This is a genomic window from Panacagrimonas perspica (assembly GCF_004364935.1).
In the GTDB taxonomy this organism is placed as follows: Bacteria; Pseudomonadota; Gammaproteobacteria; order Nevskiales; family Nevskiaceae; genus Panacagrimonas; species Panacagrimonas perspica.
Window position 1 is genome coordinate 1 of sequence record NZ_SOBT01000014.1, and the last position, 26,212, is coordinate 26,212.

Sequence of the window (26,212 nt, forward strand, 5' to 3'; positions counted from 1 at the left end):
TCGTGACGAGCGTGAAGCGCGTGACGGACATCATGGCCGAGATCAGCGCTGCATCGCAGGAGCAGAGCCAGGGCATCGAGCAGGTCAACCAGACCGTCACGCAGATGGACGAGGTCACGCAGCAGAACGCCGCGTTGGTCGAGGAAGCCTCCGCGGCCGCCCGCTCACTGGAGGAGCAGGCCGCTGGCCTGGCGCACTCGGTCAGTCTTTTCAGGATCGAGGAAGTCGCCGCCACGAGGTCCTTCGGCGGAGGTCGCGCCGGGCCGAAGCCGACGCCCGCACCGGCGGCGACGAAGGTCGCAGTCCGACCGGTTGCAAAAGTGCTGCCGAAATCGGTGGCGACGACCAGGCGAAACGGCGCTGCGACTGATGAAAGCAGGCGTCCGCCCCTCGGAGCGGGTGAAAGGGGTGGCGAACAGTGGAGCGAGTTCTGAAGTTTCGGCTTACGAACGGAGCCAGGCCATGAATCAATACTCGGCGGCCGTCGCCAAGGGCTATGTGTCGGTTTGCGCAATACGCTGGTGGGCCAACTACGGGTTGGCCCTCTGCGGCGCCGACTATGCGGTCCCGGCAGACGACGAGCTTGCGCATTTCGTGGCGCTCCTCACGACGGATCCACGTTCGCAAGAGGCACTCGCGATCATCGACCGCTATCACGACTAGGGAATTCATTCGCGAAGCCCAGTCGCCGATCGAACTGGACGGACCGACGGCAACGGGAGCCGGCCTCAGCAGGCTCCCGGCGCGTTATCGCCAACCGAGTTCATGTGTTGGCTCAACCCGTCAGAATTTCCGGCAGATCGCCCGCAGCCGGAGATCGACCCTGCGACGGGTCTGAAGAATCCAGGCGGCGCAGCCTTGCGCACCTTCTCTTGCCGCCGGGCTTGGCTGGGATCGTCAGTAGGCGGTGGCCTTCGTCCCGGCGGTACCGTGCCCGTTTCAGGGGAGCTTCGGGATAGGCGCCCAGGAAGAGCTGCTTCTCCTGGCGCTCGACCGGAGAAGCGCCGCCGCGTGGGCCTGTTCTGATCGACGATCACGAACAGACCGTCCTCGTCGTGAGGCAACTCGAACCATTCGGCCCTGGCCCCGCGGATGAGGGTATCGATGCGGGTGGTCGCGGTCGCTCCCGGTCGGTGAAGGGTGCAGGGCAGGGCGTCGCCCGCCGTCACCCGGCCTCATGCCGGTTACGAACTCACGAGTCACAAGCCCGAAGTTGCCCGCCTGCGTACCCGTTGCAGGGCCTGGATGCCCCTGGACTCCGGGGGACGGCGTAAGGGGCGGAAAAACGAAAAAGCCCCGCAAAAGCGGGGCTTTCCGAACGTCCTTGGATAAACCAAGGACCATGCTATGGTGCCGAGAAGAGGACTCGAACCTCCACGATTTTACTCGCTAGTACCTGAAACTAGTGCGTCTACCAATTCCGCCATCTCGGCATTGGCGCCCAACCGGACAAGGCCGGAGCGACAAGGGCGCGAATTCTGGGGATGCGGTCCATCGATGTCAATGAAACGAAAGAACAAGCAAGAAAACAACGACTGGCGCGGCCAGGATCCAGCCTACAAGGCGGAGTCCGAACGCTACGCAGATCCCATTCCTTCCCGGCAACTGATTCTCGACCGACTCGAGAAGCATGCCGGGCCCCTGACGCTGGACGATCTGATCGGCAGCTTCGCGCTGACCAAGCTCGATCAGCAGTCCGCGCTCGAAAAACGTCTCGCCGCGATGGTGCGGCAGGGCGAACTGGTGCAGAACCGGATCGGCGCCTTCGGCCCGCTCGGCAAGATGAACGCGGTGGCCGGCACGGTGCAGGCGCATCGCGACGGCTTCGGGTTCCTGGTCCCGGACACCGGCCCTCCCGACATCTTCCTGCCGCCCCGGCAGATGCGCGAACTCATGAACGGCGATCGCGCGCTGGTGCGCATCACCGGAACCGACTTCAAGGGACGGCCGGAAGGCTCGGTCGTGGAGGTACTGACGCGCACGTCGCGCCAGGTCGTCGGTCGCCTGCACATCGAGCAGGGCGCCTCGTACGTGATCCCTGACAACCAGCGCGTCCAACAGGACCTGCTGATCCCGCCCGACATGCGCAGCGGGGCCAAGCACGGACAGATGGTGGTGGCCGAGATCACGGCTCCGCCGGGACATCGCACCCTGCCCGTGGGCAAGGTGATCGAAATTCTCGGCGAGCATCTGGCGCCGGGCATGGAGATCGAGGCGGCCATCCGCGCGCACAACCTGCCGCATGTGTTCGGGGACGACGTGCTGCGCGAGGCCGAGGCGATTCCCAATACCGTGCAGCCGCAGCAGCTCGAAGGTCGCGTCGACCTGCGCAAGCTGGGATTGGTCACCATCGATGGCGCCGATTCGCGCGACTTCGACGACGCCGTGCACGCGCGCAAGGTGCGTTTCACCGGCGGCTGGCTGCTGACCGTGGCCATCGCCGACGTGGCCGCCTACGTGCGGCCGGGAACGGCGCTGGATCGCGAGGCCACCGAACGCGGCAACTCGGTCTATTTCCCGGACCGCGCCATCCCGATGCTGCCCGAGAAGCTGTCGAACGGGCTGTGCTCGCTCAACCCGAACGTGGACCGGCTGTGCATGGTCTGCGAGCTGCGCGTGAACTCGAGCGGCGAAGTCACCAAGTCGCGCTTCTTCGAAGGCGTGATGAACAGCGATGCGCGCCTGGTGTACGACGACGTGGCGGCGGCGCTTGGTGGTGAAGCGGGGCGCGTGCCGGACAAGGTGCTGCCGGCGCTGAAGGTGCTCGACGATTGCTTCGCCGCGCTGCTGGCCGCGCGCGAGCGTCGTGGCGCCATCGATTTCGAGTCCAGTGAAACCAAGATCGTGTTCGGCGCCGATCGCAAGATCGAGCGGATCGTGGCAGTCCAGCGCAACCGCGCGCACCGGCTGATCGAGGAATGCATGATCGCCGCCAACGTCGAGGCGGCGAAGTTCGTGGCCAAGCACAAGCTGCCGGCGCCCTATCGCATCCACGAGAAGCCGGATGCGATGAAGGTGCAGGCGCTGCGGGAATTCCTGCAGGCCCAGGGCCTGAAGCTCGGCGGCTCCGAGCGACCTGAAGCCATGGACTACGCCAAGCTGATGGCGCGCTGCAAGGACAAGCCCAACCGCAGCCTGATCCAGACCGTGATGCTGCGATCGCTGATGCAGGCGCGCTACAGCGCCGACAACAACGGGCACTTCGGTCTGGCGCTCGAGCACTACGCGCACTTCACCTCGCCGATCCGCCGTTATCCGGATCTGGTGTTGCATCGCGGGCTCAAGCACCTGATCCGCCGTGCCAAGGTCAGCGACTTCCTGTATTCGGCGGCGGACATCGAGCGCCAGGGCGCGCATTGCTCGATGACCGAACGGCGTGCCGACGATGCCACGCGTGATGCCGTGGTCTGGCTCAAGTGCGAGTACATGAGCGACCGCGTCGGTGAGGAATTCGACGGCGTCGTTTCGGGCGTGGCGCCGTTCGGCCTGTTCGTGGAGCTGGGCGGCCTGCATGTGGATGGCCTGATCCACGTCAGCAGCCTGTCCAACGACTACTACAAGTTCGAGCAGCGGCACCACCGCCTGATCGGCGAGCGCACGGGACGCGTGTTCAACCTCGGCGATACGGTACGGGTCAAAGTGGTGCGGGTGAATCTCGACGAACGCAAGATCGATCTGGAAATTGCGGGGAGCCCGAAAAGTTCATCGACGATTAAGGGCGCTCCGACAGAATCGCGCCAGAACCAGCGCGGCGGCCCACAACGCAGCGGTCAACAGCAGGGAAAGAAACGTCGATGAAACTTTTCAAGCCTCTTCTCATTTCCACTCTCGTCGTCGGCATCGCCGGCTGTGCGACCGACGACCCCAACCGTCGGGCCAAGACCGGCGCCGGCATCGGTGCCGTTGTCGGCGCGGTGATCGGCAACAGCGTCAGCCACGCCCGCGGCGCGCCGATCGTGGGTGCCGTGGTGGGCGCGATCGCGGGCGGTGCGGTCGGCAACTACATGGACAAGCAGCAGCGTGAACTCGAGCAGCAGCTTGCAGAAGAGGCGCAGAACAACGAGCTGCAGATCGTGCGCCTGTCCGACAACTCGCTGAAGATCGGTCTGGCCAGTGACGTCAGCTTCGACATCGGCAGCGCCACGCTCAGGCCGGAGGCGCTCGACACCTACGGCAAGATCGCGAACATCCTGAAGAGCTACGACAAGACCGTGATCCATGTCGTTGGCCATACCGATACCAGCGGCAGCAGCGACTTCAACCAGAACCTGTCGGTCAATCGTGCGGCGTCGGTGGGCAGCTATCTCGGCCAGAGCGGCGTGCCGCAGACCCGCATCCGCGAGGAAGGCCGCGGTGAGCGCGAGCTCGCGGTGCGCACGGCCGACAACGTCAAGGAAGCCCGCAACCGTCGCGTGGACATCGTGCTCAAGCCGGTCGTCGAAGGTAACGAACAGGCGGCCTGGACACCGCCGCCGTACCTGGGTGGCTGAGCGCATCACGCTCGAAGGGATCATCGGGGCGCTTCGGCGCCCCGATTTATTTGCGCGGTTCGTGGTCCAAGGCGGCATGCCGATCCGGGATAATCCCGTTCCTTCCTCCCCTATCCGGACATGCCGCCCGCCATGAGGCCCATCGAGAATCTGCTGTGTATCGCCTCGCTGGCGGCCCTGCTCGCGGCCTGCGGCGTTCCCGAGGACGAATCCGGCAAACGCAAGTCGCTGGCCGGCGAAGGGCGTGAGGAAACCAGCACGATCCGCAATGCCGAGAACATCGGCTACGGCGGCAATGCGATCGCGGACAAGGTCGACGGCGCGCTGGACGCCAACGATCACCGCGTGGACGAGCTCAACAAGCAGCTCGACGCCGCTGGGCAGGCAAACTGATGTCGGAGCACTACATCGGCGGCTTCCATGCCGTCATCGCCGCGCTCGAAGATTCCGCCAAGAAGCCTTTCGAAGTCCTGCTGGCCGACAGCCGCAACGACGAGCGCTCGCGCCGCGTGCGCGAACTGGCCGCCGCGCTGGGCATCTCGGTGCGCACCGTCGGCCGTTCCGATCTCGATCTGAAGGTGCCCGGGCTGCGCCACCAGGGCGTGCTCGCGCTGATGCCGCAGATCGAGCTGGCGGGCGAGCAGGTGCTCGACGCGCCGGCCAGCGAAAGCCGCCTGTTCCTGGCGCTGGACGGCGTGCAGGATCCGCACAACCTGGGCGCCTGCCTGCGCACCGCCGAAGCGGCCGGCGCCAGCGCCGTGATCATTCCGAAGGATCGCGCCGCGAGCCTGACGCCGGTGGCGCGCAAGGTCGCCGCCGGCTCGGCCGAGCGCGTGCCGGTGATCTCGGTGACCAATCTGTCGCGCACGCTCGAACGCCTGAAGGAGCGCGGCTACTGGCTCACGGGCCTGGCCGGCGAAGGCGAGGGGACGATCTACGACGTCGATCTCAAGGGGCCGCTGGTGCTGGTGCTGGGCGCCGAGGGCGAGGGTCTGCGACGCCTGACCAAGGAGACCTGCGATCGCGTCGTGCGCATCCCGATGATGGGCAAGGCCGAGAGCCTGAACGTCTCCGCTGCCGCCGCGGTGTGCCTGTTCGAGGCGTTTCGCCAGCGGCACGTGGTCAAGCGCTGAGGCCAGCGAGGTGAAACGCCTGCTGCTGATCGGCCTGCCGCTCGTATTGATCGGGCTGCTCGGCTGGTGGTGGATGGAGCGGCCCGACCTTCCGACCAATCCGCGCGAGCAAGGTTTCGGAGTCTCGCCGGGCATGCCGGGTGGACCCACGGACGGGGCGGCCGCGGGCGGTGAAGGCTCCGCGACGCCGAGGGTGGTGCAGGCCATCGCGCCCAGTGGCGTCCACCTGCGCGTCGAGCGGCGACCCCGCCTGGACACGCCTTCGCCTCCGTATGGGCCGCAACTGGCCGAACTGCAGGCGGCTTCGGATCGCGGCGACCCGGTGGCGCAGTACCGGCTGGGCACGATGCTCTACCAGTGTCGGGATGTGCCCGCCGACGACGCGCAGCTCGCCAAGGGCATCGAGGAGATCCACCAGACGCGCAGCCGCGGTGGGTGGGACGTCGCCGACCCGGCCCAGGAAGAGCGGGCCCTGCGCACTGCCTACGCCAACTGCGAGGGTGTGCCGGCGCCGTCTCGCACCCAGTTTCGCGACCTGCTGCGCTCGGCGGCCGACCAGGGCCTGATCGAGGCGCAGCTGAACCTCATGTTCTACCTGCCGCAGGCGGACTACTGCCAGTTCATCGAGAACTGCACGCCCAAGCAGGCGCAATTCATGGCCGGCCTCAGGGAAGAGGCGCGGACCAGCGTCACCAAGGCGCTCGAGGGCGGCTCGGTGGAGGCCCTGCGCACCGTCGGGGGTTGGGCGCTCAACGAGGAAATGGGCACGCCCGACGACGTCGAGGCCTACGCGCACTTCAGCGCCTACGACCAGATCCAGCAGGCCACCGGGCGCGAGCGTGAACTCGGCGTCATGCTCGCCGGCCTCAAGAAACGACTGCGGCCGGTGGATATGGAGCGGGCCGAGGCGCGGGCCAAGGAACTGCTGTCGAACCCCAACTGCTGCGTCCTGACCCGCTGAATCGCGGTCCCGGCGCCGTCGTCGCGTTGCTTCGCCCCGCTGCCTCCCCTAGACTTCGCGCCCCTTTCGTCGGCTTGCCGGTCGAAAGACCTGTCCCACCGGTTGCGTTACGGGGGACTGTCCCGGGGTCATTTCGGCCCCGACATCCACAGGAGTTTGCATGCGTCACTATGAAATCGTGGTCATGGTGCACCCGGACCAGAGCGATCAGGTCCCGGCCATGACCGAGCGTTACAAGGCAATGGTCGAAGGCGACGGCGGCAAGGTTCACCGCCTCGAAGATTGGGGTCGGCGCCAGCTGGCCTATGCCATCGCCAAGCTGCACAAGGCCCACTACGTCCTGATGAACGTGGAGTGCTCCGACAAGGCCCTGGCCGAACTCGAGAACGCCTTCCGCTTCAACGACGCCGTCATCCGCAAGCTGGTCGTGCGCGTTGAAGCGGCCGTCACCGCGCAGTCGCCTCTGTTCAAGCTGCCCGAAGAAGACAAGAAGCCCGAATACAAGCAGCGCCAGCAGGCGGAACTCGCCGCAGCTGACGCGGCGGCCACCGAGGAGGCCGAATAATGTCGCGCATGTTCCGTCGCAAGAAGTCCTGCAAGTTCACCGCCGAAGGCGCCACCAGCATCGATTACAAGGATCTGGCCACGCTCAAGCAGTACATCGGGGAGAACGGCAAGATCGTTCCCGCCCGCGTCACCGGCACGCGCACGCATTTCCAGCGCCAGCTCTCGGTGGCCATCAAGCAGGCGCGCTTCCTGTCCCTGCTGCCCTACACCGACAAGCACGAGTAAGGAGACCACACCATGCAAGTGATCCTTCTCGAGAAGGTGAAGAACCTCGGCGACCTGGGCGACACCGTGAAGGTGAAGTCGGGCTACGGCCGCAATTTCCTGCTCCCGCAGGGCAAGGCGCTGCCGGCCACCGAGCCCAACCGCAAGGTGTTCGAAGCGCGCAAGGCCGAGCTGGTGAAGAAGGCCAACGATTCGATCAACGCCGCCAAGATCCGCGCTGAAAAGATCGCCGGCAAGACGCTGACGATCAAGGCGCTGGCGTCCGAGGAAGGCAAGCTGTACGGCTCGGTCGGTCCCGCGGAGATCGCGGCCGCCGCTGCAGCCCTCAAGCTGGACGTGGAAAAGAGCGAGATCGACATGGTCACCGGTCCGATCCGCACCACCGGCACGTTCGCGGTGGCGGTGCGGCTGCACTCGGAAGTCGAGACCAGCCTGAACATCGTCGTCGAGGAACAGCGCGGCGCGTAACACGCGGCGCGGCAGTACGAACGGCCCGCCTCGTGCGGGCCGTTTTCGTTTTGGTGGGTGGGAAAAAGAACGGCGAACGCAAAGGCGCAAAGGACGCAAAGAAAGGAGGCAAAAATTTTCAGTTCCGCTGTTCCTGCGGCCTTTCTCCAGTCGTTTTTCTTCGCGCCCTTTCTTTTCCCTTTGCGCCTTTGCGTCAGCCTTTTTCCACGCCCCGACGGAGACCCGCTATGAACCGTCCGCGCACATCACTCGCACACGAAACCCACAGCGTCATCCACAGTCGCAGGTGCCCTCCGGCGCTAGACTGGCCGCATTCCTAGAGGCGATGCCCATGGCCCAGATTCGTTCGCTGACACCGCCGCCGCGCCAGGCTCCCTATTCGATCGAAACCGAGCAGGCCGTGCTCGGCGGGCTGCTGCTCGACAACCGCGCGTGGAACGACATCGCCGACCGTCTCGGCGAGCAGGATTTCTACCGCGCGGACCACCAGCTCATCTGGCGCGGCATCTGCGAACTCATCGGCGCGGCCAAGCCCTGCGACTTCGTCACGCTCACCGAGCACCTGCGTCTGCGCGGGCAGCTCGAGGAGGCCGGCGGACTGTCGTATCTCGGCACGCTGGCCAACGAGACGCCGAGCGCGGCCAACGTCATGGCCTATGCCGATCTGGTGCGCGAACGCTCGGTGCTGCGCAGCCTGATCGCCGCGGGCGGCGACATCGCGGAGATGGGCTACCGGCCCGACGGACGCGAAACAGCCGAGCTGATCGATCACGCCGAACAGGCGGTGTTCGCCATTCGCGAGCGCGGTGCCAAGGCCAAGAGCGACTACTTCCGGATGCCGGCGGTGCTCGATCAGGTGTTCGAGCGCATCCAGTCGGTCCGCGACAATCCAGGTGGCGCGGCGGGCCTGCCGTCCGGCTTCAAGGAGTTCGACCGGGCCACGTCGGGCCTGGGCCCCGGCGACCTGATGATCCTCGCGGCGCGTCCGTCGATGGGCAAGACTTCGCTGGCGATGAACATCGCCGAGAACGTCGCGATCGACCGCAAGATCGGCGTTGCGGTGTTCAGCATGGAAATGAGCGCCGAGCAGCTCGGCCTGCGTGTGCTGTCGTCGCGCAGCGGCGTGGCGCTGAAGAACCTGCGCGACGGCAATCTGGGCGACGCCGAGATGGATGCGCTGGTCTGGGCCATGGGGCGCCTGCGCGAATCGCCGCTGTTCATCGACGAGGCCGGTGGCCTGTCGCCGATGGACCTGCGCGCCAAGGCGCGCCGTCTCAAGCAGCGCGAGAACATCGGCCTGATGGTGGTGGATTACATCCAGTTGATGCAGGTGCCGGGCAAGGGCGACAACCGCGTGCAGGAGGTCAGCGAGATCTCGCGCCAGCTCAAGTCGCTGGCCAAGGAATTGGCGATCCCGATCATTGCGCTCTCGCAGCTCAACCGAGGCCTGGAGAACCGCGACAACAAGCGTCCGCGCATGTCGGATCTGCGCGAGTCCGGCGGCATCGAGCAGGACGCCGATCTGGTGGTCTTCATCTATCGCGACTGGGTCTACGACAAGACCAAGGACGAGCGCGAGGCCGAGATCATCATCGCCAAGCAGCGTAACGGTCCGCTGGCGACCATCCCGCTGAGCTTCGTCGGCGCGAACACCAAGTTCGAGGACCGCGTGGGCGGAGCGGGTTACGAATGATCCCCCGCGTCACCGCGACGGTGAACCTGTCCGCGGTCCAGCACAATCTGCGGCAGGTCCGGAAGCTCGCGCCCTCGTCGCGCGTGATGGCCGCCGTGAAAGCCGATGCCTACGGGCACGGCGCGGTGCCGGTGGCGCGTGCGCTGGACGAGGCGGGTGTCGACACGCTCGCGGTGGCCTGCATGGAAGAGGCGCAGGAGCTGCGCGAGGCGCACCTGCGCGCGCCCATCGCGCTGCTCGAAGGCGTGCTGTCGCCGGACGAGGCCGCGTTGGCGGCCTACGAAGGCCTGCAGGTCGTGGTGCACGCGTTCTGGCAGATCGAGCTGCTCGAGGCGATGCCCAGCGGCTCCAACATCGCGGTGTGGTTCAAGCTCGACAGTGGCATGCACCGGCTGGGCTTTCCGCTCGATGCGGTGCCGCGCCTGCGCCAGGCGCTCGCGCGGCATCCCTCGTGGCGCTTCCAGGGCTGGATCACGCATCTGGCGCGCGCGGATGAAACCGGCTCGTCGGCCACGATCGATCAGATCGCAGCGTTCGATCGCGCGCTCGCCGGTGTACCCGGTGCGCGATCGATCGCCAATTCCGCCGGACTGATCGCGTGGCCTTCGGCGCGCCGTGACTGGGTGCGGCCGGGCCTGGCGCTCTATGGCGCAAGCCCGCTGCCGGGCAAGACGGGCGCCGAACTCGGATTCCAGCCCGCGCTGAATCTCGAGAGCCGCATCCTCGCGATCCGGACCTACGAGGCGGGCGAGCCGATCGGCTACGGGGCGTCCTACGTCTGCCCGGAGCGCATGCCGATCGGCGTGGTGACGGTCGGTTACGCGGACGGACTCCATCGCGCGCTGCCCAACGGATCGCCGGTGATCGTGCGCGGGCGCCGCGCGCCACTGGCGGGCCGCGTATCGATGGACATGATCACGGTGGACCTGCGCGGCGTCGCCGATGCGCAGGTCGGCGATCCGGTGCTGATCTTCGGCGAAGCCTTGCCGGCCGAAGAGGTGTCCGAGCGCGCGGGCACGATTCCGTACGAATTGTTCTGCGGCCTGACGAATCGCGTGCGCTTCCGCTACCTCGGCGGGGAATAAGCGCTACCGACGTCCGCCGCCTCGTAGCCCGGGCTACGGGTTACGGGGACTTCAACCCGGTGGCCACTTCAGCGGGCGCCCGCCGAGAACATGCAGATGCAGATGGAACACGCTCTGCCCGGACGCGGCGCCGTTGTTGACGACCAGCCGGAAGGCGTCGCCGTAGCCCGCATCCGCCGCCACCTTGTTGGCCACCAGCATCAGGTGGCCCAGCAGGGCCTGGTCCTCGGGCGTGGCGTCGCACAGCCGCGGCATCGGCTTGCGCGGAATCACCAGCAGGTGCATCGGCGCCTGCGGATTGACGTCGCTGATGGCCACGCACAGTTCGTCCTCGTGCAGGAACTTGGCGGGAATCTCGCGATCGATGATCTTCTCGAAAAGCGTCTTGCTGGACATACGGGCCTCGCGATGAACGTGTCGTGGGGCGAGTTTACGCGGCGCGCCCACGGTCGCGCCGAGCGGTATTGCTACCATGCGCGCCTCCATGAGCTTCACTTCCGAGATCGACGACAGGCCATTCACCGTCTACAAGCGGCTGCTCAGCTATTCGCTGCCGCATTGGAAGGTGTTTGCCGCTGCTGCCGTGGGCATGGTCGCCGTGGCGGCCACCGAGGTGGGCTACATGAGCCTGCTCAAGCCCCTGCTCGACGGCAGCTTCGTCAAGCGCGATCCCGAGACGATCCGGATCATGCCGTGGGCGATCATGGGCCTGTTCATCATCCGCGGCATCGCCAGCTTCGCGGCGATCTATGGCATGAGCTGGGTCGCGCGCCACGTGGTCAAGGCGCTGCGCGGTCAGGTGTTCGAGCACCTGCTGGCGATGCCCACGCGCTTCTACGACCGCATGAGCACCGGCCAGCTCATCGCGCGGCTGACCTATCACGTGGAACAGGTCGCCGATGCGACGACCAACGTGCTGACCTCGCTGATCAAGGATGGCCTGACGGTGATCGGGCTGATCGGCCTGATGTTCTGGCTCAACTGGAAGCTCGCGCTGTTCGTGATGATCGTGGCGCCGGTGATCGCGGTGATCCTGCGCTATGTCTCGAGGCGGTTCCGGATGGTGCAGAAGCGCATCCAGGAAAACGTCGGGGTGGTCACGCAGGCCGCCGAGGAAACCATCGGCGGGCAGCGCGTGGTCAAGGTGCACAACGCCCAGCCGCTGGAGAGCGCGCGCTTCGGGGTCGTCAACGAACGCGCGCGTTCGCTGGCGATGAAGATCGTCGCCACCAAGGCGAGTAGCGAAGCGGTGATCCAGTTCATCGCGGCGATGGCCATCGCCTCGATCATCTTCGTGGCGACGCAGCCCGAGATGCTCGAGAAGATCACGCCGGGCACGTTCGTGGCCTTCATGGGCGCGATGCTGGGCCTGCTGGGTCCGATCAAGTCGCTGACCAACGTCAACGAGAAGCTGCAGCGCGGCATCACCGCGGCGGCCGACGTGTTCCGCCTGATGGCCGAGGAGCGCGAGCCCATCGGCGGTGATCGCGAACTCGGGCGCGCGCGCGGCGACCTCGAATTCCGCGGCGTGCGTTTCCGTTACCAGGCGGATGCGGCCGAAGCGCTGCGCGGCGTGTCGGTGAAGATCAACGCGGGCGAAACGGTCGCATTCGTCGGACGTTCGGGTTCGGGCAAGTCCACGCTGCTGTCGCTGGTGCCGCGCTTCTACGATCCGGACCAGGGCACCGTGCTGCTCGACAGCCACGACCTGCGCGACTACCCGGTCGAGCGCGTGCGCAGCCAGGTGGCGCTGGTGGATCAGCAGGTGCGCCTGTTCGACAGCACGGTGGCGGAGAACATCGCTTACGGCATGTCACCGATACCGGACGAGGCGAGCATCATCGAGGCGGCCAAGGCGGCACACGCCTGGGAGTTCATCGAGAAGCTGCCGCGCGGATTGGCCACGCCGCTGGGGCCGAACGGCTCCAAGCTTTCGGGCGGCCAGCGGCAGCGCATCGCCATCGCGCGTGCGCTGCTCAAGGACGCGCCGATCCTGATTCTCGACGAGGCGACTTCGGCGCTCGACACCGAATCCGAGCGCCTGATCCAGGCCGCGCTGGAGCGTCTGGTCATCGGTCGCACGACGCTGGTCATCGCGCATCGCCTGTCGACGATCCAGAAAGCCGATCGCATCGTCGTGATGCAGGACGGATGCGTGCTCGAGGAGGGGCGGCACGACGAACTGCTCGCGCTCGATGGGCATTACGCCGCCTTGCATCGCATGCAATTCCAGGAAGCCGGATAGGACCCGACGGGTGCGCGACTGGCTCGAGCGACGCTGGTACTCCTCGCAGCCCGCGCCGCTGGCACTGCGCCCCCTGTCTTCGCTATTCGGCGCCATCGCGCGCAGCCGGCGCCTGCGCTTGCAGCAGAACGCACGTCCGCTCGAAGTGCCGGTCATCGTCGTCGGCAATCTCGCGGTGGGCGGCACCGGCAAGACGCCCTTCGTGATCTGGCTGGTGGAGCGCCTGCGCGAATGGGGCTATCAGCCCGGCGTGATCTCGCGCGGCTATGGGGGCAGGGCGCCGCGCTATCCCTGGCGCGTCTCGGCGCGCACACCGGTCTCGGAATCCGGTGATGAGCCGCTGCTCATCGCGACCCGCACCGCGGCACCCGTCATGGTCGGCGCCGATCGTGTGGCGGCGGCGCGCGCCCTGATCGCGCAGGCCGGCGTCGACGTGATCGTCTCCGACGACGGCCTGCAGCATTACGCGCTCGCGCGCTCGCTGGAGATCTGCGTCGTCGACGGTGCGCGAGGTCTGGGTAACGGCGCCTTGCTGCCGGCCGGGCCGCTGCGCGAGCCGGCCGCGCGGCTGCAGGAGATTCCGTTGGTGGTGATCAACGGCTCCGGCTTCGATGCGCGGCACGACGGGCAGATCGAGATGCAGCTGCGGGCCACCGAGGCGGTGCCGCTGGCAGGCGGCGCGGCGACGTATCTGGATCGTTTCGTCGGCCAGCGCGTGCACGCGGTGGCCGGCATCGGCAATCCCAGACGCTTCTTCGACATGCTGCGCGCGCGCGGTATCGCCGTCATCGAACACGCCTTTGCCGATCACCACGCCTTCAGCAGCCAGGACATCCAGTTCCTCGACGGGGTGAACGTGCTGATGACGGAGAAGGACGCCGTGAAATGCCATGAATTCGCCGGTCTCATGCATTTCGCCGTGCCGGTGCGCGCGCAGATCGACGAGGCCGCCGAGGCCCGCGTGCGCGAGCTTGTGCAACAATCCTACGACCGTCCGAACCGCTGATCGCCTGCACCATTCCCATGCTCGACAAGCGCCTTCTCGACATCCTCGTCTGCCCGGTCACCAAGGCCCCGCTGGAATGGCGTGCCGAGCACAACGAGCTGTGGTGCCGCGCCTCGCGGCTCGCGTATCCGGTGCGTGACGGCATCCCGGTGATGCTCGAAGACGAAGCGCGCTCGCTGAGCGACGAGGAACTCGGTCCGGCGCGCGGATGAAATTCAAGGTCGTCATCCCGGCCCGGCTCGGGTCGACCCGGCTGCCCCGCAAGGTGTTGCGCGACATCGCGGGCAAGCCGCTGGTGCGGCATGTCTGGGAAGCGGCACGCGCGAGCGGCGCCGAGCAGGTGGTGATCGCCACCGACGACGAGACCGTGGCCAAGGCCGCGCGCGACTTCGGCGCCGAGGTCCGGCTGACCGAGGCCACGCACCAGTCCGGCACCGACCGGGTCAACGAGGTGGCACGCGCCGAAGGATGGGAGCGCGACTGCGTCGTCGTGAACCTGCAGGGCGACGAGCCGCTGATGCCGCCGGCGCTGATTCGCGAGGCCGCGCGCCTGCTCGATGAGGATTCGGCCGCCGACATCGCCACGTTCTGCCATCCGCTGCACTCGGCAGAGGACTGGCTGAATCCCAACGTCGTGAAGCTGGTGAAGGACCGGCGCGGTTACGCGCTGTATTTCTCGCGCGCCCCGATTCCGTGGAAGCGGGACCCGGCCAGCGCCACGGATCTGGCCGCACACATGCCGCCGGAACTCGCGTATCGGCACATCGGGCTGTACGCGTACCGCGTGGGGAGCCTGTCGCAGTTCAGCGAGCTTCCGCCGGGCGATCTCGAGCAGTGCGAGGCGCTCGAACAGCTCCGCGCGCTGAGTCACGGGTTCCGGATTCGCGTCGGTGTCACGCAGAATCCGCCGCCACGCGGCGTGGATACCGAGGAAGACCTCGCGGCAGTCGCGGCGATCCTGTCGCGGCGTTAAGCGCGGTCCGGTTGGGGACCGCCGCCACCGTAGCCCGGACGAAGTCCGGGATCCCGCTTCATCGATCCGCAACCCCGCTCTTTCGCTTCGCGAAATTCAACGTCCGGGCTACGGGACTCAATACTGCGAAACCGGTATCCGGAAGATCGCGCCGTCGAGTTCGTCCGTGACGTTCACCTGGCAGGTCAGGCGGCTGTTCGGCCGGACGTCCAGGGCGCCTTCGAGCATCGCCGCCTCGTCCTCGCCGACCGGCGCGGCCTTGTCGACCCAGCCCTCGTCCAGATACGCGTGGCAGGTGGCGCAGGTGCAGCTGCCGCCGCAGTCGGCCAGGATGCCCGGCACCATGTTGCCGGTGGCCGCGAACATCACGGATTCACCGGCCTTGGCCTCGACGACGTGCTCTTTCCCGCTGGCTTCGATGAAGACGATCTTGGGCATTGCTCAGTGTGCTCGGGCCGGCGAAGGGGCCGGTGACTTGCTGGAGAGCGCAGCGTAGTCGCGTCCGAGGTAGAGGTACATGGCCGGCACCACGAACAGCGTGAAGGCCGTGCCGATCGTCATGCCCGCCGTGATCACCAGGCCCATCGAGAAGCGCGCCGCGGCGCCCGGTCCGAACGCGGTCAGTAGCGGGATCATGGCCACCACCAGCGCAGCGGTCGTCATCAGCACCGGGCGCAGCCGGATGCTCGTGGCCTCCTCGATCGCCTCGCGCTTGGACAGGCCCTGCGTCTGCTGCAGCTTGTTGGCGAATTCCACGATCAGGATGCCGTGCTTGGTGATGACGCCCACCAGCGTCAGCAGACCCACCTGCGTGTACAGATTCAAGGTCATGCCCGGAAACTTCGTGAGCTGGAAGTTGTTGGTCATGCCGAAGATGTTGAGGAACAGCAGCGCACCGCAGATCGACATCGGCACGCTGACCAGCATGATCAGCGGGTCGCGGAACGACTCGAACTGCGCCGCGAGCACCAGGTAGATCACGATCAGCGCGAAGGCGAAGGTGTAGAGCATCGCCGAGCCTTCCTGCTTGAACTGGCGCGAGGTGCCCGTGTAGTCGATCTGCACGTCCGAGGGCAGCACGTCTTTCGCGATGGTCTCGAGTTCGGTCAGCGCCTCGCCCAGCGACACGCCCGGCCGCTGCACGCCCAGGATCGGCGCTGCGTTGAGCTGCTGCGCGTGGTTGCGCGATCGCGGCAGCACTTCCTCGCGCATGCTGACGATCGTCGACAGCGGCACCATGCTGCCGTCGCGCGCCCGCGTGTAGTAGTTCTCGAGCTGCTTGGGATCCAGGCGTTCGCCGCGCGAGACCTGCTGGATGACCTTGTAGCTGCGGCTGTCGAACGAGAACTTGTTGACCTCGCCACCGGCCAGCGCGGCGGACAGATCCGCGCCCACGCGCGCCATGTCGATGCCCATCAGCGCGGCCTTGTCGCGGTCGATCTCGACCACGGCCGTCGGCAGATTGATGCGCATTTCCGGGACCATGAAGATGAATTTCTTCGACGCCATCGCCTTGCCGATCATCTGGTCGGCGAACTCCATCATCTGCAGCGGCGCACGCGTCGACTTGAGCGTGATCTCCACCGGGTAGCCGCGGCCGGGCGAGGGCAGTGGCGGCGGCTGGAACACCGAGATGCGCAGGCCGGCGTTGCTCGCCGTCGCGTTGGTGACGTCGGCTACGAGCTCCGAGATGTGCCGATCGCGTTGGCTCCAGGGTTTGGCCATGATGCCGACGAAGCCTGTGTTGGGATCGGCAGTGAACAACGCCGTGAAGGAGAACAGATTCTCCACGTCAGGCACTTTGGCCACGATCTCGTGGACCGGCTTGAGCCACTGCTCGGTGTACTCGCGCGTGGCGAAGTTGTCGGACTCGATGAAGATGCCGAAGAAGCCGGAGTCTTCTTCGGGAACGAGCTCGCCCGGCAGGCTCTTGAACAGGAAGAAGCAGGAGACCAGCACGATGGCGCCGAACACGCCGATGACGTGGTGCGTGTTGAGCGCGCTGTGCAGGCGGCGCTTGTAGCCCGAGCGCAGCCATTCGAAGCGCGCATCGAGCCAGTCGGCGAGCCTGTTGGGCGTCGCGCCTTCACCGTGCGTGGGCTTGATGATGCGCGCGCACATCATCGGCGTCAGTGTCAGCGCCACGATGCCGGAGATCACGACCGAGCCCGCCAGCGTGAAGGCGAACTCGGTGAACAAGGTGCCGGTGAGTCCTGTCAGGAAGCCGATCGGCGTGTAGACCGCCACCAGCGTGATCGTCATCGCGATGACGGGGCCGACGAGTTCGCGTGCGCCCTGCAGCGCCGCATCGAAGGGTTTCATGCCCTCCTCGATGTGCCGGTGGATGTTCTCGAGCACGATGATCGCGTCGTCCACGACCATGCCGATGGCCAGCACCATCGCAAGCAACGTCAGCAGGTTGATCGTGAAGCCGAGTGCGTACATCAGGAACAGCGCGCCAACGAGCGACAGCGGCACCGTTACTGCCGGGATCAGCGCGCTGCGCACCGAGCCCAGGAACAGGAAGATCACGACGACGACGATCAGCACCGCTTCGATCAGCGTCTTCTGCACCTCGCTGATGGCTTCGCGGATGTACTTGGTCGCGTCGTAGCCGATCTGCGCGTAGACCCCTTGAGGCAGGCGCGCCACGAGGCTCGGGTACACGTCGGTCACGCGGCCGATCGTCTCCAGCACGTTGGCGTCCGGACGCACCTTGATGGCGATGAACTGCGCAGGCGCACCGTTCCAGAACGCGCTCTTCTCGTAGGTTTCAGCGCCCAGATCCACGTCGGCGATATCGCCGAGGCGAACCAGGCCCGTGGCATCGGACTTCACGACGAGCTGGCGGAATTCCTCGGGCGTGCGCAGTTCGGTGCGCGCGCTGAGCGACATCTTCACATCGGTGCCCATCGTCTCGCCCAGCGCCGACAGGAAGTTCTGCTGTCGCAGCGCTTCCTGTACTTCCGCCGCGGTGATGCGGTGCGCGGCGAGGCGGTCGGACTTGAGCCACACGCGGATGGCGAACACCTGCTGGCCGTAGAACTCGGCGCGCTGCACGCCGTCGAGCGTGGCGAGCTCAGGCTCCACGTTGCGAACCAGGTAATCGGTGAGCTGCGCCTGGCTGAGCGTGTCCGACCAGAACGAGATGTACATCGGACGCGTCTGCTCGGCGTCCTGGACCTCGATGATCGGATCCTCTGCGCCTTCCGGGAGCTGATTGCGCAGCTTGTTGACCTTGGCCGCGATCTCGGTGAGCGCCTGGTCGGGGCTGCGATCCGGGCGCAGGAACGCCGAGATCACCGACGCGCCCTTGGTCGTCGTCGAGTACAGGAAATCGATGCCGTCGGCCGTGGCGACCTCGCGCTCCAGCGGCGTCGTGATGAAGCCTTCCACCAGCTCGGGATCGGCGCCCGGGTACACCACCTGGATGTTCACCTGCGCGTTCTGCAACGTCGGGTATTCGCGCACGGCAAGGTCGGTGCCGGCGCGGATGCCGAGCAGCAGGATGATCAGGCTGACCACGGAAGCCAGCACGGGCCGCTTGATGAAGATGTCGGTGAAATGCATGGCGTGTTCTCGTGCGGGCTCAGCCCTGCGGCGGCGTGGGTTCGGCGACCGGCTTGGACGTCACGTCGTTGTTGACGATCACCGGCTGGCCGTTGCGCAGCTTGAGCAGACCGGACGTCGCGATCTCTTCGCCTTCCTTGAGGCCATCGAGGATTGCGATGAAATCGCCGCGCACCGGGCCGGTCTTCACGAATCTCTGCGTGACCTCGAGATCCGTCGGCGGCGGCGCGCCCGGCATCGGCTCGGCGGGCTTGGCATTCGGATCCTGCTTCTTCTTGTGCACCACGTAGACGGCGTTGCCGTAGGCGCTGTAGTCGATCGCGGTTCGCGGGATGACGACGACGTTCTGCGACACCGGCAGGTCGAGGCGCACCTTGCCGAACTGGCCCGGGCGCAGCATCAGGTCGGGATTGGGCACGCGCGCGCGCACCTTGAAATTGCGCGTCGCGGGATCGACGCGCGGCTCGATGGCCAGCACCTCACCCTTGAAGCTGCGATCCGGGAACGCCTCGGTGGTCACGCTGACCGGAAAGCCCGGCTCCACCTGGCCGACGCGCTGGTCGGGCAGATCGAAATCGATGTCGACCGGATCGAGTGACTGCAGGGTCACGATGGGACCGCCTGGCGGCAGGTATTCGCCGAGGTTGACCTGCCGGATACCCACGGTGCCGTCGAACGGCGCGCGGATGTCCTTCTGCGCGAGCTTGGCGCGCTGCGACTCCACCGCGGCCTTGGCGCTCAGGACTTCGCTGCGTGACGTGTCGACGTCCGACTTCGAGATCGCTTCGAGTCCGTACAGCTTTTCGCGGCGCTTGCTGTTGAGCTGCGACAGGTCCAACTGCGCCTGCAGGCGCGCCAGTTCGGCGCGCTCGTCGGCGGAGTCGAGCTGCACGAGCAGGTCGCCCTTCTTCACCTTCTTGCCGGACTCGAACAGGATCGCGGTGACCAGGCCGCCCGCCTCGCTGGTGAGCGTGGTGCCGTTGACGGCGGTGATCGAACCCGGCGCCTCGATCTGCGTCTGCCAGGTCTGCTGCAGCGTGCGGGTCGTCGTGATTGCCGCCGGCGGCACAGGCATGTTGTCGAAGTAGGCGTTCATGCCCTTCTTGCCCATGTACTGCATGCCGAATATGCCGCCGAACACGACGGTAACCAGCACCAGCATGATGATCATTCGCTTCGTCATGGATTCACTCTTTCTTTCTTCTTTTGCTTCTTCTGGCCGGCAGCGCCGGCGTCGGTACGTCGGGTGCGATCAGCGGGGCTCGAACAGGGCGTCGGTCTTGGCGACCGACGCGATGGTCAAGTTGCCGGCTGCCGCATAAAGGAGCAGCGATTGCGTGAGCAGGTCGTAGCGCGATGCGTTGCGCGTGCGACGCGCCTGCACCACGCGCGACTTGGCATCGAGCACGTCGGTGATCGTGCGCGTGCCGGCGTCGTAGCCGGCGGCGGCGGCGGCTTGGGCGAGCACGGCGGAGTCGAGTGCGCGGTTGTAGGCGGCGGCGCGAGCGCGAGCGGTCTCGACGGCGCGGAACAGCGAGCGGACCTGCCGCTCGGTTTCCAGCGAGGCGCGCTGGAGTTCGAACTCCGCTTCCTTCACGCGGCCCTCGGCTTCGCGCACGCGGCTGCGGTTGTAGCCGCCGGCGTAGATCGGAAGGTTCAGTTCGACGCCGATCTTGGCGTCGTCCTGGCGCTGGCCCAGCGAGTAGTCGAGCGAGTCCATCCGTCCGGCCTGCGCCACGACGTCGACGGTCGGCCAGGCGTCCGCTTGGCGGCTCTTGAGTTCGGTCTGGGCGAGCTGCAGGCGCAGCTTCGCGTCGCGCGTCGCGGTGCTGTTCTCGGCGGCGATGCGCAGCCAGCCGTCGATGTCGACGGGATCGAGCGCGGGGAAGTCCAGCGCCTCGCGCAGCCGCGGCAGTCGCGCGCGGTCGTAGCCGGTGACCTCCTGCAAGGCGTCGCGCGCCTGTTCCACCGAGGCGCGCGCGGAGACGAGTTCCGCCTGCGCGAGGTCGTCTCGCGCCTGCGCTTCCTTCAGGTCGGTGCCGGGGACGAGTTCCACGTCGTAACGCTTGCGCGTGTCGCTGAGCGATTCGCGCACGGCGCTGGCTTCGCTCTCGGCCTGGTCGATTTCATCCTCGGCCAGCAGCGTCTCGATGTAGCGCTGGCTGACGCGGGATACGAACGTGCGCTCGCGGTCAGCAAGGCCTTCGCGGGCCAGGGCGTCGTGGGTGTCGGCGCGATCGCCACGCGCCGACCAGTCCATGCGCAGCAGCGGCTGGCGCGCCTGCAGGTAGGCCGACCAGGAACGGTATTGATCCTTCGCCGAGCCGAACGCGAATTGCGAGTCGGAGCTGTTGTAGTAGCCGTCGCCGATCAGGCCCAGCGTCGGACGCAGCTGCGAGCGTTCCTGTTCGCCGGCCTCGGCCTCGGCCTGATAGGCGGCGCGCGCCGAGGCCAGCGCCGGGTCGCGTTCGGACGCCATCAACAGGGCTTCGCCCGGCGTGATCGCGGTGGCCTGGCCGGTGCACAGGCCCAGCATCAGCGCGAGAACGGCAGGGTTATGAGCCTTGAGTTTCATTGCACTCCTCATTGAAGACTTCACGGCAGACGCGTTCGATGAGCGCGTCGAGCGCAGCGGCATCGGCGACATCCGAGATCGGCTTCCAGCGGAAGCCGTCGAGCAGGCCCTGGAGGTGCCTGCACATCAAAAGGTAGGGGTCGTGGACCGAGAAGTCCGCGAGGATGCCCTCGGCGTGCGACAGGTTGTGGTAACCGTTGCACAGCGCCCAGACGCCGATCGCCATCTCCTGGGCCGTCTGGCCGGCGGCCTCGAGGTCGCCCACGCGGCGCGCATCCTCGACGATGCCGGCGACGATCTCGACCAGCGGATCGTTGGCGTCCAGGAAGGCCTTGCGGCGTTCGGACGACGCGGCCTGCCAAGCGACCTCGCAGACCGAGTACTGCGCAATGCGAAAATAGTCGGGGTAGCGGCGCACGAACATCATGTCGGCCACGCCCACGGCAAACATGCGATCCCTCGAGGAGGCCTTCCAGGCCTGGGCCAGCTTCACCAGCTCGATGTATTCGCGGAAGACGCGCGTGACCAGTGCCAGCAGCAGGTCTTCCTTGGAGGCGAAGTGCAGGTAGAGCGTGCCGACGGCGTATTCGCTCTTCTCGGCGATCCGCGACATCTGCAGGTTCAGCAGCCCATCCTGGCGGATCAGCTCCAGCGCGGCGTCGAGGAACAGGTCCTCACGCTCGGCGACTTCTCTCTGGCGGCGTTCCCGGGTTCCCACTGAAGTCGAGTGCAATTCGTGACGAGGGCGCGCACTCTGAATTAGATTCAAAGTTGGGGCAAGACGCCCGGATGGGTAGGGTCGGATGCGGATTGGCCGGATCGGCCGCCACGTCGGACAGAGCGGATCGCGGTCGTCGTGCCGGCTCGCCCCCGACTTGAACGGGGTCGGCCGGAACAGGGCAGGCGGGGTACCGGTTTTGCTCGATCGGGGCTCGGGCTATCTCGGGGCAGGCAGCCCGAGGAGGCAGCGACGGTCTTCCCGGAGGGTCGCAGAGCTTGCGTCCGGCCGGTCGGGTCACTATCCTGCGCGCCGTTTCACGACGTTGCGTGACGGCCTTGGCCAGATCGCAACCGAACTATAACTACCCTACTAAAGGATGCTTCAATGAGCACGTTCATGGCGAAAGCCGAGAGCGTCAAGCGCGATTGGTTCGTGATTGACGCGGACGGCAAGGTTCTTGGCCGTCTGGCTACCGAAGTCGCCCGCCGCCTGCGCGGCAAGCACAAGCCCGAATTCACCCCGCACTGCGATACCGGCGATTACATCGTCGTGATCAACGCCGCGAAGATCCATGCCACGGGCAACAAGCTCGACGGCAAGAACGGCAAGATCTACTGGCGCCACACCGAGTATCCGGGCGGCATCAAGCAGACCTCGCTGCAGGAAATGCTGGCCAAGCACCCTGAGCGCGTCATCGAGAAGGCCGTGAAGGGCATGCTGCCCAAGGGCCCGCTGGGATATGCGCAGTACCGCAAGCTCAAGGTGTACGCCGGTGCCGAGCACCCGCACACCGCCCAGCAGCCGCAGCTCCTGAACATCTGAGGTCCCGAATCATCATGGCCACTACGCAATCCAACGTGAAGTACGGCACCGGTCGCCGCAAGACCGCCGCCGCTCGCGTCTTCCTGAAGCCCGGCAAGGGCGTCATCTCGATCAACGACAAGACGATCGAAGAATATTTTGGTCGCGAGACCTCGCGCATGCTGGTTCGCCAGCCGCTTGAGCTGGTCGATGGCGTCACGCGTTTCGACATCAAGATCACGGTCGCGGGCGGCGGTCCTTCGGGCCAAGCGGGCGCGATCCGCCACGGCATCACGCGTGCGCTGATCGAGTACGACGAGACCTCGCGCAAGGTGCTGCGTGACGCCGGTCTGGTCACCCGCGACGCCCGTGAAGTCGAGCGCAAGAAGGTCGGTCTGCACAAGGCCCGTCGCGCTCCGCAGTACTCGAAGCGTTAAGATTCAAACGGAACCTGCGACCGGTATGCCGGTCGCAGGGATTCGGAGCAGCAAGGCGTTTTCCGGTGGGAGATCGTCTAATGGTAGGACAACAGTCTCTGACACTGTTTATCTAGGTTCGAGCCCTAGTCTCCCAACCAACGCCCTTGCTCATCGACTCCGAAGACATCCGACGGAATTAAGAAACCCCGCGAAAGCGGGGTTTTTTTATGCCCGTCGTGGACCCTCGGCAGAGCAGGAAACAAGGCGCCGAGATCGGCAACAGGAAGCTCCGCGAGCCCATCGAGCGCTGCGGTAGCGACCCATCGAGTAGTACCAAAGTACTAGTCCCCAGGACCTAGCTCCACTCACCGATTTTTTGCGGTCGAGCAATGGGGCGGAATACCCGGCATCTGAATCACGCCGAGGAATTCCCGAATGCTTCGACCCGCCGCCATCCCACAGACCGACGTGTGCACGGCTTGCGCCGTGCTCGCGGCCTGAGCCGCGGGCGCGACGAGTCGACGTCCCGGCCATGTCACGACGCAGTGCCCCTCGCGGTAACGGACGTCGCGGCTATCGCCGCCGACATCTGGTGCTGCTGCTCGGGCTGGCCCTTTTCCCCATCGATACCGCCGTGACCACGGCCGGTCCGACCGAAGCAAGACGAAGCACCACGAGTCTCGTTGCACAGCTTTCCGAGATGTATCCGCAGTAGCGCGCCACCCAGAACTCCACCCCGCCCAATGCAGGCGGTGTGAATCGTTTCGCCACCTGACCCATACCCGAGAACCGCCATGACCCTCCGAGTTCTACCCACCAAGGCCCCGCGCTTCACCCGCACGCTGGTCTCCATTTCGATGCTGCTGGCGTTTTCCCCCACTTCTCGCGCTGATGTCTGCGACATGAGAACCAACGGTGCCGCGTCCAGCACGGGAGCAGGTTTCAACGCGACGGCCTGCGGCTTCTTCAACGAAGCCGGCGGTGCCGGCTCATCAGCGATGGGCTACAACAATACCTCTGGCGGAACCAACAGTTCCGCAATGGGATTCGGCAGCCAGACGTCGGGCACCTCCAGCACGGCTGTTGGATACGACAACCGCGCTACCTCTGAATTCAGCAATGCGTTCGGCACCAGCAGCCAGGCGAACGGGGTGCGCAGCACGGCGCTGGGTGTCAGCAACATCGCCTCTGGCGAGCGGAGCACGGCGGTCGGACACGAGTCGCAGGCCAACTCTTTCCAGTCGCAGGCATTCGGCTCGAACAACAGAGCGGCCGGCGCACAGTCGACTGCTGTGGGCGTCGATAACGTCAGCTTTGGCTCGCACTCGACCACTTTTGGGCAAAGCAATTTCGCGGGTAACGCGGGTGATCCGACCGTCATCGACGCGACGGCGATCGGCGTCGACAACGATGCCACGGGTTCGGGCAGCACGGCGGTGGGACTCAGCAATTCCGCCTCGGGGACCAACAGTGTGTCGGTGGGACACAACAACAACGCGAGCCAGGAAGACAGCTCGGCGGTGGGACGTGGCAATCGCGCGACGGGGCTGCGCACCTCGGCCATGGGCTACGCCAACACCGCCAGCGGCGACAACGGATCTGCTCTGGGCCATGCAAACACGGCGAGCGGCGTCGCCAGCAGCGCCATCGGTAGCGGTAACACGGCCTCCCAAGTCGACAGCACGGCGATGGGACGTGCCAACTCGGCCGGAAGCGCGCGCGCCACAGCGATCGGCTATTTCAATTCCGCCGCCGGCAGCGACTCGACCGCAGTGGGCAGCCAGAACCAGACTGATGGCTTCGACAGTGTCGCGGTCGGACGAGCCAACCTGGCGAACGCCAATTACAGCTCTGCCTTTGGCATCGGCAACATCGCCAACGGAACGCGCAGCACGGCACTCGGCTCGCTGAGCAGGGCCGGGGCGGATTTCTCGTTGGCGATCGGCAATTCGGACATCGCGGCCACCGGCGCGAGAGTCGCCGCCGGCGCCTCCAACGGTATCGCGATCGGCCGCAACGCCTCCGTTGCCGCCGCCGGTGTCGACGCGATCGCCATGGGCACGGGTGCCTCGGCGACCGCAATCAACAGCGTCGCGATCGGCATGGGTTCGGTGGCGAATGTCGCCAATACGGTGTCGGTCGGCGCGGCCGGGGCAGCCCGGCGGATCGTCAACGTCGGTGCCGGCACGCTTGGCACCATGAGCACGGATGCGGTGAACGGCGGTCAGCTCTTCGCGACCAACGAGAACGTGACGGCGAACACGAATGCGATCGGCGCGCTGGACGGCCGGCTCGATACCGCCGAATCGACGCTGAGCACGCACACCGGCCAGATCGGCGGACTCACCACCCGCGTGGGCGCGGCCGAGACCACGCTGGTCACGCACACCACGCAGATCAACGGACTGGACGGCCGGCTCGATACCGCCGAATCGACGCTGAGCACGCACACCGGCCAGATCGGCGGGCTCACCACCCGCATGGGCACGGCCGAGACCACGCTGGTCACGCACACCACGCAGATCAACGGACTGGACGGCCGGCTGGATACCGCCGAATCGACGTTGATCACACACACCAACCAGATCGGTGCGAACACGACGGCGATCAACGGGCTCGACACGCGCGTGGACACGGCTGAGAGCACGCTGAGCACGCACACCACGCAGATCAACGGACTGGACGGCCGACTGGATACCGCCGAGTCGACGCTGACCACGCACACCAACCAGATCGGCGCTAACACGACGGCGATCAACGGGCTCGATACCCGCCTGGACACGGCCGAGAGCACGCTGAGCACGCACACGACGCAGATCAACGCGCTGGACGGCCGCCTTGATACGGCGGAATCGACGCTGGCCACGCACACCACCCAGATCGGCGCGCTGGACGGTCGGCTCGATACGGCGGAGACCACGCTGGCCACGCACACCACGCAGATCGGTGCACTGGATGGCCGGCTCGATACCGCCGAAGCCGATATCGCCGCCAACACCGCGGCCATTTCCAGCGTCACCGCCGACTTGAGCGATCTCGACACGCGCGTCACGACGGCCGAAAGCGGCATCACCGCGCTCGACGGCCGCGTCAGCGCCGCCGAGGGCAGCGTCACGGCGCTCGACGGCCGGGTCACGGCCAATGAGACGCGGGTCGGCAACCAGGGCGCCGGCCTGGCCGCGGCCCTCGGTGGAGGCGCAGCCGTTGCCGCCGACGGCACCGTCACGGCGCCCGCGTACGCGGTAGGAGCTTCGTCGTTCAACAACGTCGGCTCGGCCAT

The 26,212-nt window shown here is 66.4% G+C and carries 24 protein-coding genes, 2 tRNA genes and 2 pseudogenes; 21 read left to right on the top strand and 7 right to left on the bottom strand.

Translation table 11 applies throughout. The annotated features are described in order from the left end of the window. Window positions 1-434, top strand: a pseudogene (locus DFR24_RS25520) (methyl-accepting chemotaxis protein); the annotation flags it as partial. Between the two features lie 28 nt (window positions 435-462). Continuing rightward, window positions 463-663 (top strand): hypothetical protein, encoded by a 201-nt coding sequence (locus DFR24_RS24065; protein ID WP_133884028.1) that lies wholly within the window; start codon window positions 463-465, stop codon window positions 661-663. A 685-nt stretch (window positions 664-1,348) separates the two neighbouring features. Here the strand turns inward: DFR24_RS24065 and DFR24_RS24070 are convergent. Then, a tRNA-Leu gene (locus DFR24_RS24070) sits at window positions 1,349-1,433 on the bottom strand. 70 nt (window positions 1,434-1,503) lie between these two features. Between DFR24_RS24070 and rnr the strand changes: the two genes are divergently transcribed. The 10 genes from rnr (at window position 1,504) to alr (ending at window position 10,622) form a co-directional block, all read left to right on the top strand. Next, window positions 1,504-3,798, top strand: a complete 2,295-nt coding sequence (gene rnr / locus DFR24_RS24075) for a ribonuclease R (RefSeq protein ID WP_246051791.1) — start codon at window positions 1,504-1,506, stop codon at window positions 3,796-3,798. After that, window positions 3,795-4,490: an OmpA family protein gene (locus DFR24_RS24080; protein WP_133884030.1), complete on the top strand. Its 696-nt coding sequence runs from the start codon at window positions 3,795-3,797 to the stop codon at window positions 4,488-4,490. The genes rnr and DFR24_RS24080 overlap by 4 nt, the downstream gene beginning before the upstream one ends. Before the next feature lie 132 nt (window positions 4,491-4,622). Next, a complete protein-coding gene (locus DFR24_RS24085) occupies window positions 4,623-4,883 on the top strand; it encodes a hypothetical protein (RefSeq protein ID WP_133884031.1) in 261 nt (86 codons plus the stop codon). Further along, entirely contained in the window at window positions 4,883-5,623 is a 741-nt protein-coding gene (gene rlmB / locus DFR24_RS24090) for a 23S rRNA (guanosine(2251)-2'-O)-methyltransferase RlmB (protein ID WP_133884032.1), read from the top strand. Before DFR24_RS24085 ends, rlmB begins: the two co-directional genes overlap by 1 nt. Before the next feature lie 10 nt (window positions 5,624-5,633). Further along, window positions 5,634-6,584, top strand: a complete 951-nt coding sequence (locus DFR24_RS24095) for an SEL1-like repeat protein (protein WP_133884033.1) — start codon at window positions 5,634-5,636, stop codon at window positions 6,582-6,584. Window positions 6,585-6,744: 160 nt separating this feature from the next. Next, complete coding sequence (rpsF, locus tag DFR24_RS24100; protein WP_133884034.1) at window positions 6,745-7,149, top strand: 30S ribosomal protein S6; 405 nt, start codon at window positions 6,745-6,747, stop codon at window positions 7,147-7,149. Then, window positions 7,149-7,376: a 30S ribosomal protein S18 gene (gene rpsR, locus DFR24_RS24105; protein WP_133884035.1), complete on the top strand. Its 228-nt coding sequence runs from the start codon at window positions 7,149-7,151 to the stop codon at window positions 7,374-7,376. Before rpsF ends, rpsR begins: the two co-directional genes overlap by 1 nt. A 12-nt stretch (window positions 7,377-7,388) precedes the next feature. Next, window positions 7,389-7,844, top strand: a complete 456-nt coding sequence (gene rplI / locus DFR24_RS24110; RefSeq protein WP_133884036.1) for a 50S ribosomal protein L9 — start codon at window positions 7,389-7,391, stop codon at window positions 7,842-7,844. Window positions 7,845-8,175: 331 nt separating this feature from the next. Then, window positions 8,176-9,537: a replicative DNA helicase gene (gene dnaB / locus DFR24_RS24115; RefSeq protein ID WP_133884037.1), complete on the top strand. Its 1,362-nt coding sequence runs from the start codon at window positions 8,176-8,178 to the stop codon at window positions 9,535-9,537. Then, window positions 9,534-10,622 carry an alanine racemase gene (gene alr, locus DFR24_RS24120; RefSeq protein WP_133884038.1) on the top strand — a complete coding sequence of 363 codons (1,089 nt, stop codon included), beginning with the start codon at window positions 9,534-9,536 and terminating at the stop codon, window positions 10,620-10,622. Before dnaB ends, alr begins: the two co-directional genes overlap by 4 nt. A gap of 51 nt (window positions 10,623-10,673) precedes the next feature. Here the strand turns inward: alr and DFR24_RS24125 are convergent, their stop codons facing one another. After that, window positions 10,674-11,018 carry a histidine triad nucleotide-binding protein gene (locus DFR24_RS24125; protein ID WP_133884039.1) on the bottom strand — a complete coding sequence of 115 codons (345 nt, stop codon included), beginning with the start codon at window positions 11,016-11,018 and terminating at the stop codon, window positions 10,674-10,676. An 88-nt stretch (window positions 11,019-11,106) separates the two neighbouring features. Here DFR24_RS24125 and msbA point away from each other — a divergent pair, with 88 nt between their 5' ends. From msbA to kdsB, 4 genes are read left to right on the top strand one after another with little or no spacing between them, the layout of a single operon-like run. Continuing rightward, window positions 11,107-12,867, top strand: coding sequence for a lipid A export permease/ATP-binding protein MsbA (gene msbA, locus DFR24_RS24130; protein WP_133884040.1), 1,761 nt, complete (start codon window positions 11,107-11,109; stop codon window positions 12,865-12,867). Window positions 12,868-12,877: 10 nt separating this feature from the next. Further along, complete coding sequence (gene lpxK / locus DFR24_RS24135; protein ID WP_210772599.1) at window positions 12,878-13,873, top strand: tetraacyldisaccharide 4'-kinase; 996 nt, start codon at window positions 12,878-12,880, stop codon at window positions 13,871-13,873. A gap of 17 nt (window positions 13,874-13,890) precedes the next feature. Then, the gene (locus DFR24_RS24140; protein WP_133884042.1) at window positions 13,891-14,085 is read left to right on the top strand and encodes a Trm112 family protein; all 195 of its coding nucleotides are present in this window, start codon (window positions 13,891-13,893) and stop codon (window positions 14,083-14,085) included. Beyond that, window positions 14,082-14,846 (top strand): 3-deoxy-manno-octulosonate cytidylyltransferase, encoded by a 765-nt coding sequence (gene kdsB, locus DFR24_RS24145; protein ID WP_133884043.1) that lies wholly within the window; start codon window positions 14,082-14,084, stop codon window positions 14,844-14,846. The genes DFR24_RS24140 and kdsB overlap by 4 nt, the downstream gene beginning before the upstream one ends. Window positions 14,847-14,963: 117 nt before the next feature. Here kdsB and DFR24_RS24150 read toward each other — a convergent pair whose 3' ends face one another. The 5 genes from DFR24_RS24150 to DFR24_RS24170 all read right to left on the bottom strand — a co-directional run bounded on the left by DFR24_RS24150 (window position 14,964) and on the right by DFR24_RS24170 (window position 21,709). Further along, complete coding sequence (locus tag DFR24_RS24150) at window positions 14,964-15,284, bottom strand: 2Fe-2S iron-sulfur cluster-binding protein (RefSeq protein ID WP_133884044.1); 321 nt, start codon at window positions 15,282-15,284, stop codon at window positions 14,964-14,966. A gap of 3 nt (window positions 15,285-15,287) precedes the next feature. Further along, window positions 15,288-18,416, bottom strand: a complete 3,129-nt coding sequence (locus DFR24_RS24155) for an efflux RND transporter permease subunit (protein WP_133884045.1) — start codon at window positions 18,414-18,416, stop codon at window positions 15,288-15,290. Window positions 18,417-18,435: 19 nt separating this feature from the next. Then, window positions 18,436-19,599, bottom strand: coding sequence for an efflux RND transporter periplasmic adaptor subunit (locus DFR24_RS24160; protein ID WP_133884046.1), 1,164 nt, complete (start codon window positions 19,597-19,599; stop codon window positions 18,436-18,438). Window positions 19,600-19,668: 69 nt separating this feature from the next. Then, complete coding sequence (locus DFR24_RS24165) at window positions 19,669-20,991, bottom strand: TolC family outer membrane protein (protein WP_162851409.1); 1,323 nt, start codon at window positions 20,989-20,991, stop codon at window positions 19,669-19,671. Beyond that, window positions 20,972-21,709, bottom strand: coding sequence for a TetR/AcrR family transcriptional regulator (locus tag DFR24_RS24170; RefSeq protein WP_133884048.1), 738 nt, complete (start codon window positions 21,707-21,709; stop codon window positions 20,972-20,974). The genes DFR24_RS24165 and DFR24_RS24170 overlap by 20 nt, the downstream gene beginning before the upstream one ends. A gap of 387 nt (window positions 21,710-22,096) precedes the next feature. Between DFR24_RS24170 and rplM the strand changes: the two genes are divergently transcribed. The 5 genes and pseudogenes from rplM to DFR24_RS24195 all read left to right on the top strand — a co-directional run. After that, window positions 22,097-22,534: a 50S ribosomal protein L13 gene (gene rplM / locus DFR24_RS24175; protein WP_133884049.1), complete on the top strand. Its 438-nt coding sequence runs from the start codon at window positions 22,097-22,099 to the stop codon at window positions 22,532-22,534. A 14-nt stretch (window positions 22,535-22,548) separates the two neighbouring features. Next, on the top strand, window positions 22,549-22,950 hold the full coding sequence (rpsI, locus tag DFR24_RS24180; RefSeq protein ID WP_133884050.1) for a 30S ribosomal protein S9: 402 nt from the start codon (window positions 22,549-22,551) through the stop codon (window positions 22,948-22,950). 66 nt (window positions 22,951-23,016) lie between these two features. Then, window positions 23,017-23,090, top strand: a tRNA-Gln gene (locus tag DFR24_RS24185). A gap of 374 nt (window positions 23,091-23,464) precedes the next feature. Next, window positions 23,465-23,647 (top strand): hypothetical protein, encoded by a 183-nt coding sequence (locus DFR24_RS24190; RefSeq protein WP_133884051.1) that lies wholly within the window; start codon window positions 23,465-23,467, stop codon window positions 23,645-23,647. 79 nt (window positions 23,648-23,726) lie between these two features. Next, a pseudogene (locus DFR24_RS24195) lies at window positions 23,727-26,212 on the top strand (hypothetical protein); the annotation flags it as partial.